General features: G+C 38.5%; 8 protein-coding genes. 4 read left to right on the forward strand and 4 right to left on the reverse strand.

What is annotated here, in order from left to right:
- The first annotated feature begins 429 nt into the window (after positions 1–429).
- Together N3F66_13720 and N3F66_13725 are read left to right on the forward strand one after the other, a co-directional pair.
- Positions 430–1,620, forward strand: a complete 1,191-nt coding sequence (locus tag N3F66_13720) for an MFS transporter (protein MCX8125201.1) — start codon at positions 430–432, stop codon at positions 1,618–1,620.
- Between the two features lie 291 nt (positions 1,621–1,911).
- The gene (locus tag N3F66_13725) at positions 1,912–3,309 is read left to right on the forward strand and encodes an FAD-binding oxidoreductase (GenBank protein ID MCX8125202.1); all 1,398 of its coding nucleotides are present in this window, start codon (positions 1,912–1,914) and stop codon (positions 3,307–3,309) included.
- On the opposite strand, the gene N3F66_13730 is transcribed toward N3F66_13725, so the two are convergent.
- Positions 3,293–3,766, reverse strand: a complete 474-nt coding sequence (locus N3F66_13730; protein ID MCX8125203.1) for a CoA-binding protein — start codon at positions 3,764–3,766, stop codon at positions 3,293–3,295. The two genes, N3F66_13725 and N3F66_13730, sit on opposite strands and share 17 nt — an antisense overlap.
- 633 nt (positions 3,767–4,399) lie before the next feature.
- Here N3F66_13730 and N3F66_13735 point away from each other — a divergent pair.
- Both N3F66_13735 and N3F66_13740 read left to right on the forward strand, forming a co-directional pair.
- Entirely contained in the window at positions 4,400–4,963 is a 564-nt protein-coding gene (locus N3F66_13735; GenBank protein ID MCX8125204.1) for a hypothetical protein, read from the forward strand.
- Positions 4,956–5,519, forward strand: coding sequence for a hypothetical protein (locus N3F66_13740; GenBank protein ID MCX8125205.1), 564 nt, complete (start codon positions 4,956–4,958; stop codon positions 5,517–5,519). Before N3F66_13735 ends, N3F66_13740 begins: the two co-directional genes overlap by 8 nt.
- A gap of 391 nt (positions 5,520–5,910) precedes the next feature.
- On the opposite strand, the gene N3F66_13745 is transcribed toward N3F66_13740, so the two are convergent.
- The 3 genes from N3F66_13745 to N3F66_13755 are packed head-to-tail and all read right to left on the reverse strand — an operon-like array spanning position 5,911 to position 9,644.
- Positions 5,911–6,969 (reverse strand): pyridoxal-phosphate dependent enzyme, encoded by a 1,059-nt coding sequence (locus N3F66_13745; protein MCX8125206.1) that lies wholly within the window; start codon positions 6,967–6,969, stop codon positions 5,911–5,913.
- Positions 6,970–6,971: 2 nt separating this feature from the next.
- Complete coding sequence (locus tag N3F66_13750; GenBank protein MCX8125207.1) at positions 6,972–8,321, reverse strand: APC family permease; 1,350 nt, start codon at positions 8,319–8,321, stop codon at positions 6,972–6,974.
- A gap of 9 nt (positions 8,322–8,330) precedes the next feature.
- On the reverse strand, positions 8,331–9,644 hold the full coding sequence (locus N3F66_13755) for a GMC family oxidoreductase (GenBank protein ID MCX8125208.1): 1,314 nt from the start codon (positions 9,642–9,644) through the stop codon (positions 8,331–8,333).
- Between the last annotated feature and the right edge of the window lie 534 nt (positions 9,645–10,178).

Below are 10,178 nucleotides of genomic sequence, written 5' to 3' on the forward strand. Positions count from 1 at the left end.
CCATGGTGTTCATGTCGGCCCAGGATATGTCCAGCCACTGCCCACCTTTCTTATATGATACACATGCTTTGCTACCTAATTTTGCAGCCTGTTCCTGAAAAACAGCTGACATGGATTCTGACTTAAACTGTGCCATCCAATCCTCCTCTCACTTGTTTTAATATAATTTTAATATACAAAATTATGTATTACATTTTATAACATTTAATTAAACTATTGCTTTATTATGAGACAACTAAAATTTGGATGTCAACGATTTTTACTTTGCCTCTTAAAAATTTTTTTAGTAATTATTTATATTATTTATATTTTTTAAACCTTCGAATTAATTTATGCTTGCATTAAAGTAATTCTCTCTATGTTCATACAAAGATATACCTTTCGCCATCACAATACTTTTACAGGGTAAAAGATAACATTTCATTTATCATGGACAATCAAAAAAAGCTCTACACAGATAAAAATCTGCTTATTGCATTTGGTATAACACTTATTGTGGTGATGGGTGTAACCAATATTACACCTGCTTTGCCTGCAATGGCACAGCATTTCAATATTCCCTATTCATCTGTAGCATTAATGATAACTGTATTTACAATGCCAGGTATTATTCTAACACCAATACTGGGCATTCTTTCCGACAGAATAGGACGTAAAATTATAATTATCCCATCATTGCTAATATTTGGTATTACTGGGACCATCATGTTCTTCATCAAGGATTTCAGCTTGCTACTTATCTTGCGATTTATTCAGGGTATCGGTGTATCTGCATTAGGAGCTATCAACGCTACTATCATTGGCGATCTGTTTACCGGTAAAAACCGTACCATCGCATTTGGGTACAACGCAAGTGTGTTAAACATTGGTACCGCAGCCTATCCAGCCATAGGTGGATTTATGTGCATCCTTGGGTGGAATTACCCATTTCTTTTATCTGCATTTGCATTTATTGTTGCCTGGTTTGTCATGTTTCATTTACATAACCCCGAACCAACCAGTACCTCATCCCTCAAAAATTATTTCACTGCCATTCTGAAGATTGTAAAAAGCCCCTATGTCATAGGATTGCTGTTAACAACAGTACTTACCTTTATATTGCTGTATGGACCAATAATAACATATATTCCTTATATTATATCCTATCGTTTCAATGGGACATCTGCAACTATTGGAATATTTATGTCACTGATGTCTGTAGTCACTGCTATAACTTCATCACAATTGCAAATATTAACAAAACGTTTTTCAGAAAAAAATTTAATACTTTATGGATTTATAGGTTTATGCATATCGTTTATTATCGCAGGTGTTGCGCCAAACTTTTTTTGGCTTATTGTAGCAATTGTTATAGGTGGTGCTTCCAATGCAATAAACAATCCAAGTTTACTATCGCTTCTTAATGCAGCAACCCCTACGCAATACCGCGGAGCAATCATGTCCCTCAATGGCATGGGCCTTAGAATTGGGCAAACTGTTGGACCAATAATCATGGCATCATTTTGTGCGATAGTAACTGTTGATATAGCTTTTTATATTATAAGCGGGTTAACACTGATAATTGTTAGTGCACTTTTTTCTACCCTGCTTTCGAATAGATATTGTACATTAGAAGAATGATATTAACTGGCAAAAAAATGGTACACCGTTATTGTGACAAAGGCAAATGTCATTCTGAGCGAAGGTACAACGTCATTCTGTGCTAAGGTAAACGTCATTATGAGCAAAGGTACAACGTCATTCTGAGCAAAGCGAAGAATCTAAATCCTTAAAAATCAAGATTCTTCGGCATTGCGTGCCTCAGAATGACAGTGATACAACATAATTTTTGGATAAAAAATAAATTGAGTGGAATTTTTAAATATTAATAATTCAATTTAATACTCCAAAAAATGAAAAAATGCAATTGATATGAACTCAAAATTACAACAACTAAAAAACGAATTACAAAAAGTGCTGCACTTCTCTGCAGTTAGTGATGATCCTGATATCCTGGAAAAATATTCTGTGGATGAAACTTCGGATTTAAAAGGCAATCCATGGCTTGTGGTGTATGCCAAAACTACTAGTGATGTAAGTACCGTGCTATCACTATGCAACCAGTATCGCATACCTGTTATACCGCGTGGTGCTGGTACTGGTGTTACTGGTGGAGCAGTTCCAGTATGTGGTGGCATAGTGCTATCGCTTGAAAAGATGAACCAAATTCTTGAGATAGATACTGAAAACATGATTGCAGTGTGTCAGCCAGGCGTTATTACAGGACAGTTGCAAAAGGAAGCATTGCAGTATGGCCTCATGTATCCACCCGATCCGGCTAGCCTTGATTCGTGCTCACTTGGTGGAAACGTTGCAGAAGGCGCCGGTGGACCTCGTGCTGTGAAATACGGCACTACCAAGGATTACATCACGGGGCTTGAGTTTGTACTTGCTGATGGCAGCGTGCTGCACCATGGGGGAAAATTTATAAAAAACGCTACTGGCTATAATCTCACCGGCATCCTCATTGGTTCAGAGGGTACCCTTGCTATAATTACAAAAATATACTGCAAACTTATACCAGCTCCTGCACTCACGCTTGATATGCTCATACCATTTGATAGCCTCACCCATGCAACACAGTTTGTATACACACTGCTTACCCATCGCGTGCAACCAGCTGTGCTTGAATTTATGGAAGAAGATGCTCTGACCTTGGCAGCACAATATTTGAAGGAGGAAATGCCCCATCCGCATGCACGAGCACATCTTCTAATACAACTTGATGGCGATAGTTACCATGAAATAGAACCGCTACTACAAAAAATCCTTTCCCTGTGTCCCGTTAATCCTGAGGACATCCTGGTAGCCCAGTCTCCAGAGCAAAAAGAACGACTGTGGAAAGCACGTCGGTGCATTCGCGAGGCAATCCATGCCAAAAGCCCGGTGTTTTTGGCTGAAGACTGCTCCATCCCGCGTTCTTCCATTGTACCATTTTTAACGGGCGTGAAAGAGGCTCTGACCCCATACAGGTTGCAATCCATTATGTTTGGCCATGCAGGTGATGGTAATGTTCACATTGATGTATTGAAAAACGATATGCCATATGAAAAATTCAAAAATCTTGTACCAGTGTTAAAAGAGATAATATATGGTCTGGCATATAAGTATGGGGGGACAATTACCGGAGAACATGGTACTGGTTTTATACGCAAAGAGGCATTAAAGAAATTTGCCTCCGAAGCGGAGCTGTCGCTTTATAAACGATTAAAAAAAGCTTTTGACCCTTATTGCATTTTAAACCCGTATAAAATCATTGACCCGGACTAATATTAAACGTTACTGCATGAGCATCTGTACCAAAATAACGAGAATGCTCCATTTTTATGCACTTGCTCTGCACAACTTTTAATCCAGCTTCCCTTGCTTTTTTTGCCGCTTCATTATGCGCAATGCCAAGCTGCATCCATACAACTTTTGCACCAATAGCAATTGCTTCATCAACTACCGGGGGTACATCAGCAGGCTTTCGGAATATATCCACTATGTCAACCGTAAATGGTATTGATGTGAGGTTGGGATACGATTTCAAGCCCAATATTGTTTCTTTTGTTGGATTGACTGGCACAACAGTATAGCCATTACTTATTAAATACTGTGCCACTCTGTTGCTGTCCTTTGTTGGATCATCAGATAAGCCAACGATTGCAACAACCTTATAGCGTGTCAGTATCTCTTTTATTTCACCATCTTCAGAATTAAACGCTGGAACTTCACATTGATCCATTGTTACATCCTCCTATCACAGTAATAATATAAATCTTTTTTAATTTTAACAAAGTATTTTTTACAAAATATTTTTAATTTTGCTAATACAACAGAGGAATCACTCCTTTTTTTCATATTTACTATTGGACCTGCAAAATAACATCCAATACTTCTGTTTTATAAAACGATTAGCCGTATCAAAAAATTTGTGCAGCTTGATAATGCAATGTTATGCAATATAAGTAATATAATTTTTATTACAGTGAAAACTACAACAAAAGTATATTCTCACTTATTTTATACCATAACGATTTGAATGACTATTGTGTTTTTTGGGGTGATACACATTAATTCATATTTTGCATTTAGTATTGCATTTAAGAATACATAAAAAAAACATATATACATTTATAGAATATATTTTCTTTTTTAAATCTTATAAATGCTTGACAAAAATTACATAATGTATTAAACTGACAAGTCGGTATTGTTTCTCTGTACACAGATATCTTTATTAATAGCGCTTGTAACACTAGTAAATAACATCCAAACGTAGCATCTCAATCATAAAAAAAAGATTATACGTGACCATTGCATCTTAATTGCATCGACCGTTGGTACTAATCCTAATTTTGTAAAGGAGGTAATAATCATGCAATCACACCACATCTTTACACAATTATGTGCCCTACTACTTTGCATTGTTTTGAGTCAAGCTATGATTTTTGCCAATGAACTATTTCAGGAAGATGGAATCTTACCAAACCACAGTGCTGAATATGTTAGAACGCTCAATCGTAATGCCTCTGTTGATGCAGATGCAGCTTTCTACAACCCTGCTGGGTTACCATATATGCAGGAAGGCTTATATATTATGTATAGCAGCCAGACCTACTACAAAAAGCGTGTTCATACAATGAATTATTACTATCTTGATATTTATGCTCCAAGTTTTAGTATTGATGAGGAGGGTCCAACTCAGAATGGGAATGCCTTTACAACCAGACCCACAGGTAGCCTTAAAAGCCATAATACATATTTTATGGAAACCACTGCTCCTGTAATACCCGATATCAATATTATTTACCGCACCAATTATTTAGGGAAAGAATGCGCCTTGTATTATTCATTTGGTATAATGCAGGCTGCTCCAGAAGTAGTATTCCCAAAGGGTCTGGCACAAATTGATTTTGGCACCATGGCAGCTGGTGAATAGAAAGAGCACCTTTGTTGCAACCTACCCACAGTCATTATCAGCAGGGATTTCATATAATTTTACTCAAAAATTAAAAATAGAAATTGGGAGCGATGTATATTTCCGAAAATATGTTGACCTGGAAGGCAGGCAGGATGATTTCAATATTGGATATAGAATTGGAATCTGCACTGAATACGCGCTATTGCATAACATATCAATCAGCGCAGGATATAGTTATTATGACCCCGGTATTAAGAAAAAAGCACGTAATGAAATTGATCCACTTCTTATAAGCCACACAATTGGATGTGGATTGACAACAACGATTGATTCAAATCTCAAATTAACCCTTGGCGGGTTTTATGTGGCATATCCTGCAACAACTGTGTACCAGGAAGTCACTATTAAAAATGAAAACCTATTACCAGGTGGCAGGGCAATTAACTATCTCAAAAAAGAGCTGGATGAAGAATCATTTTGCCTGGCATTTGGAATAACATATACCATGAGCTTCAAGAAAGATGCACCAGTTGAACAACAAAAAAAATTGATACCAGAAAATATTACACGATAGTACATACAAAATATATATGTTATAGTATTGTATTAGTTTCCTCACTTTTTATAATATGCGCTGTGCTCTGACAAGTGCATTATCAAAATTTTTTATTTCATCTATCAATATAACTATGGAATGACCCCATGGTTCTGAAGCAAGATAATAGTATAATGTTTTATGTATCGTATCTGTGAAAAAACTGTTTGCCCGTTTTCTCAATAATAATATCACTATCACTTTTTATGTGTGTATTGAAAGCAACCAAACCAAACTGTAACACATCTTCACCATTTTCATCGTTTGTAAAATACTTTGTTAGCGTTTCAATTATTACATTACTATATTACGTACTATAAAAGTTACAATTACGATAGTACCTGTCAAATGTTTATTTTATTATATGCCACTATTCTCTTTCAAAAACCCAATGCAAGTTTTTTGGCAACTGATGGTAATTTACGTTTGCTGCTTTGTCAGTCATATCCACCGAATTGTAGGTGTGCCAATATAATAGTATTGCATTTTTAAATTCTGGTTTGCGTATCAAATCGCACACTGCAGCAAAGGTTTTGCCCGTATAAGTTGGCTCAAGCTGAATATGTTCAGTGTGTTTCATTTTTTCGATAGCATCCAGGCAGGCACCAGTTGGATAACCATAGCCCTGGCCACAATAATCGTGAAGGATAATAGGTGTGGGAATATCTATTGGTGGAAGATTAGTAATCGTTTTCATAAGTTTGTAGGTTTTTTCCATCAGCAAGTGAACACTTTTTTCATTAGCTATAGGTATTGGACCAAGTGATCGGTCTGTAACCCGCACGCCTATAACTTTGCTTTTTACACCTGCTAGCAAAAGGCCAAGCGATAGCCCCGCCATGGTTCCAGATGATCCCAGTGCACAAACAACGTAATCCGGTTGAGGCAAGAGTCCTTGCTGTATCTGCTGTTTCAATTCAAATGCTGCATTGACAAACCCCACCGTACCCAATGGCGAAGAGCCACCTGCGTATAAAAAGTATGCATCGCGTATCAAGCGTTCCTTTGTATAAAACATAATACCGGTTGCAAGCATTGATGTATAGTACGCAAGCTCTGCTCCAAAATGCACAAACAGAAGCAAATTCTTTTTCACGTACTCTGTTACAGGCTGCCAGAAAAGAAGCAACCTGCACCCAAGACCTAAGTGCTTACAAAACACTGCGGTTGCAAGTCCATGGTTGGTACCTATGCCTCCCATAGTCACAACCTTTTTTTTGTTTAGAGCTATCGCCTCCGCTAATGTAAATTCCAGTTTTCTTACTTTATTGCCCCCATACAGTGTTGATGATACATCATCCCGCTTAACCCACAAATTGGGATGACCCATAGAAGATAGTCTTTGCACAGGTGTAGGAAAATCCCCCAACTGCACATAGGGGAGTTTTTTTAAAGCAGGGAATGCATCAAATAATGGCAACACACTCATAGCTATACCCATTCTTCTTTTTGTAGTATTGTTTCAAGATACACCCCTTGTGATGCCAGATACCGTTTCCTTACTATGTAATACACAACACCCGATAATGCAAATACTACAAACAATCCAATGTTAAAAATTGTTTTCAAGTCAACAAGTATTACAAGGCAAAAGAACACAATCAATATACATCCTACACCCACGCATATATACAGCCAGGCGCCTTTGAGTTTGAATGATGCCATAGTGTATTTATCAGGATAAAGAGAGGGAAAACGTAACGCAGCCATAAGTATTGGCAGAAATATAATAATGCCCCCTAACGCTGAATACGATGCAAATGTTTCAATTGGCATCCCTGAAAGAATACCCACAATGGATAGTACCCATATTATTGTAAGCAATATGTGTGGTGTGCCAAATGTTGCATGGATTTTGCCAAGCCAGGATGGCAGTAAGTTATCCTGTATAATAATCAGGAGTGATTTTGTGCCAACAATAAAAAGCGCATTAAGCGTTGTAGTAAGGGCAAGCACTGCCCCACCTAAAATAAAGAACATTACGCCAGCACTGCCAAAAAGCGATTTACTTATAAAGATAAGTGGTTCTGCTTCTTTGGCTGTTTGTTGCCAGGGGAAAGCACCAACTGTGGCTATAGCAACACATAGGTATACACACGTCACAATAGGGAATGTGATAAAGTATGCTTTGGGGATTGTTGTACCTGGATTTTTAATCTCGCCACCTAATTCAATGATTCCATTTGATCCTAAATAGGTAAAGGTAAGTAACGCTGTTCCTACTAAAAGGTTTGCTGTCCCCTTCTCAAAGAAATTTGCAAGGTTAGCGCTATCAAACCGAGCCATACCACTGAATGAAAAAAAGAAAAGGGCACTTAAAAGTATAATCACCATAAGTGCCTGAACTGTTGCAGCAGGTTTTATGCCAATTACATTCACAATATAAAACAATGTAACAAGAGCTATCGCACACATTTTGAGCGACAGCTCTGGATAAAATGTGCTGATGTAGTGAGCACAGGAAATGCTATACAATGGAATTTGCCCAAAGAATGTTGCCAGAACATAGATCCAAATTCCCACAAACGCAATGCCAGGGGATACCATCCTACTTGGATATTTGTAATTACCCCCAACAGTAGGAATTGCCGAACCTAACATTGCCAGAGGCATCATGCTCAAAAAAACTGGCACAACCGCTAGCGCATAGGCAAGCGGCAATGCTGCACCAACCATTTTCAGCACTATGCCGGTAAACACAAACACTCCTCCTCCAATTGTAAAGCCAATAGCAATAAAGGTTACAGCACCAAGCCCCAGTACACGTTTAAGAGTGCTCATTGCACACCTCTATCCTTTTTTTAAAAGATGCTTTGCAAGGCGCTTGCCCAATCCAATAATGGTAAGTACCGTAGGCCTGTCCAATGATTCAGGGAATGTACTTGCATCACATACATACAGGCCATCAATCTTTGTCTGTAAATTGCTATCAAGCATATCGCCAATACGCACAGTTCCGCTTGGGTGAGTACCAATGAGCGGGCGCATATAAATTGATGAAGCAGATGCACCTGCTTTTTTAAGTATTGCTTCGCATACCGCACGTGCCTTAGTCAGGCGCTCTTTATCCTTTTGCGTTAATGGCTTGGAGATAGTTCCATCAGGATATACTCCACCTGAAATATCATCCTTAAGCTTTATCATAACTCCCAGGATATGATTCCACCTTAACCACTGCAGCAATGGTTTAGCACCAACACGTACTGCTGCCAGAGGATACAATAACCATGGGTCAATCAGCGTTGATAACATATAGCCATCTGCATCGTTTTCCCATGACCATGTCATTGGCGGTTCTTTACCAATGCCTTTATCACTTACCACGCCATATACCATGACAGTGACATCCATGGTCATACCTTTACCTGCATCTTTTAAACCTGAGGCCTGCAGTATACGTGGGCTTCCTATACCGCCAGCGGCAACCACCACATAGGGGGCATGTGCTACAAACGCTTTTCCATGTATACTTCCTTCAACGCCCTGCACTGACCGTCCATCATGAAGTATTTTTTTTATTTTAACAGATGTGTACAATGTAGCACCTGATTGTAATGCTTCATCCACATATTCTGCAGCGTTCCATTTTGCACCACACCTGCATCCCAGCATACATGCTGCAGTACAGTTGAAATGCTTACTTCGCTCAGGGTCCATGAATTTTGGCTGTGGAAACCATTCATATCCTAAAGCATTTGCAGCTTGAGCAATGCGTGTAGACGCTATCCCCCGCAACTGTGAAGGTAGTGGTTGTATGTTAAGTTCTTTAATTGTCTCATTAACTTCTTTATCTATATCTATTCTATAGCGTTTTTTAAACCACGGCGGTGGTGGCGCTGCACAACCACAATACATACTTGTTGCTCCACCAACCATTATTGGGCTTATGATGTTGAGTCCTTCCTTTGTAAAAAGAAAACTCATCTTATCAGAATACAACATCGCACCAGGATAGGTCCCATAGTATAAGTGCCCACGGTGGTCTTTCCCTTTATCAAGTATAACTACTTTTTTACCGGCACGAGCAAGCTCTCTTGATACTGTCGCCCCACCCGGTCCTGAACCAATAACAATAACATCTGCAGTAAGTTTTGTTTGTGACATGGCAAACCCCCTTAATAATGTATCCCTTAAGCATTTGCACTAGCAAGTCCTATGTTTAAGGATCTATATTTTTTAGTGATATCTTTTTTGCTACTAACTGTATGCTTATTATCTCGTTATATAATGTTAACGCAAGTATTAATTGCATTTATTGTTTTTTACTTCTAATTGCATTTTTACAACCAATCTAGTGATTATTTAATATGATACGTTAAATGACTATTTGTCAAATAAAATTATGGTAAAAGGCTCTGACCCCAAATTTTGCTATCCCACAAGTAACTCTGTGACCTCTGCGCACTCCGCGTGATGTATTATTTTATTTCACGCAGAGATCGCGGAGAACACGGAGATGGGGGGGCTCTGACCCGAGTGTGGCTCTGACCCCTATGCAATGGTTTTTGAGGTGGCTTGTTAACATTTTGAGCTACAATAACATCAGCTCTACGTTGTTTTTATTGTAAATAGAGGTAGTGCTCTGACCCCAGGGTGATTTTACGGTAAATGATGGTGTGTCATCCTGAATTTGATTCA

It is taken from the genome of Spirochaetota bacterium (genome assembly GCA_026414805.1).
Taxonomy (GTDB): Bacteria; Spirochaetota; UBA4802; order UBA4802; family UB4802; genus UBA4802.

Bases quoted from the DNA above. Each gene is read 5' to 3' on its own strand.
- N3F66_13720 (MCX8125201.1), top strand. From the start codon at position 430: ATGGACAATCAAAAAAAGCTCTACACAGATAAAAATCTGCTTATTGCA.
- N3F66_13725 (MCX8125202.1), top strand. From the start codon at position 1,912: ATGAACTCAAAATTACAACAACTAAAAAACGAATTACAAAAAGTGCTG.
- N3F66_13730 (MCX8125203.1), bottom strand. From the start codon at position 3,766: ATGGATCAATGTGAAGTTCCAGCGTTTAATTCTGAAGATGGTGAAATA.
- N3F66_13735 (MCX8125204.1), top strand. From the start codon at position 4,400: ATGCAATCACACCACATCTTTACACAATTATGTGCCCTACTACTTTGC.
- N3F66_13745 (MCX8125206.1), bottom strand. From the start codon at position 6,969: ATGAGTGTGTTGCCATTATTTGATGCATTCCCTGCTTTAAAAAAACTC.
- N3F66_13750 (MCX8125207.1), bottom strand. From the start codon at position 8,321: ATGAGCACTCTTAAACGTGTACTGGGGCTTGGTGCTGTAACCTTTATT.
- N3F66_13755 (MCX8125208.1), bottom strand. From the start codon at position 9,644: ATGTCACAAACAAAACTTACTGCAGATGTTATTGTTATTGGTTCAGGA.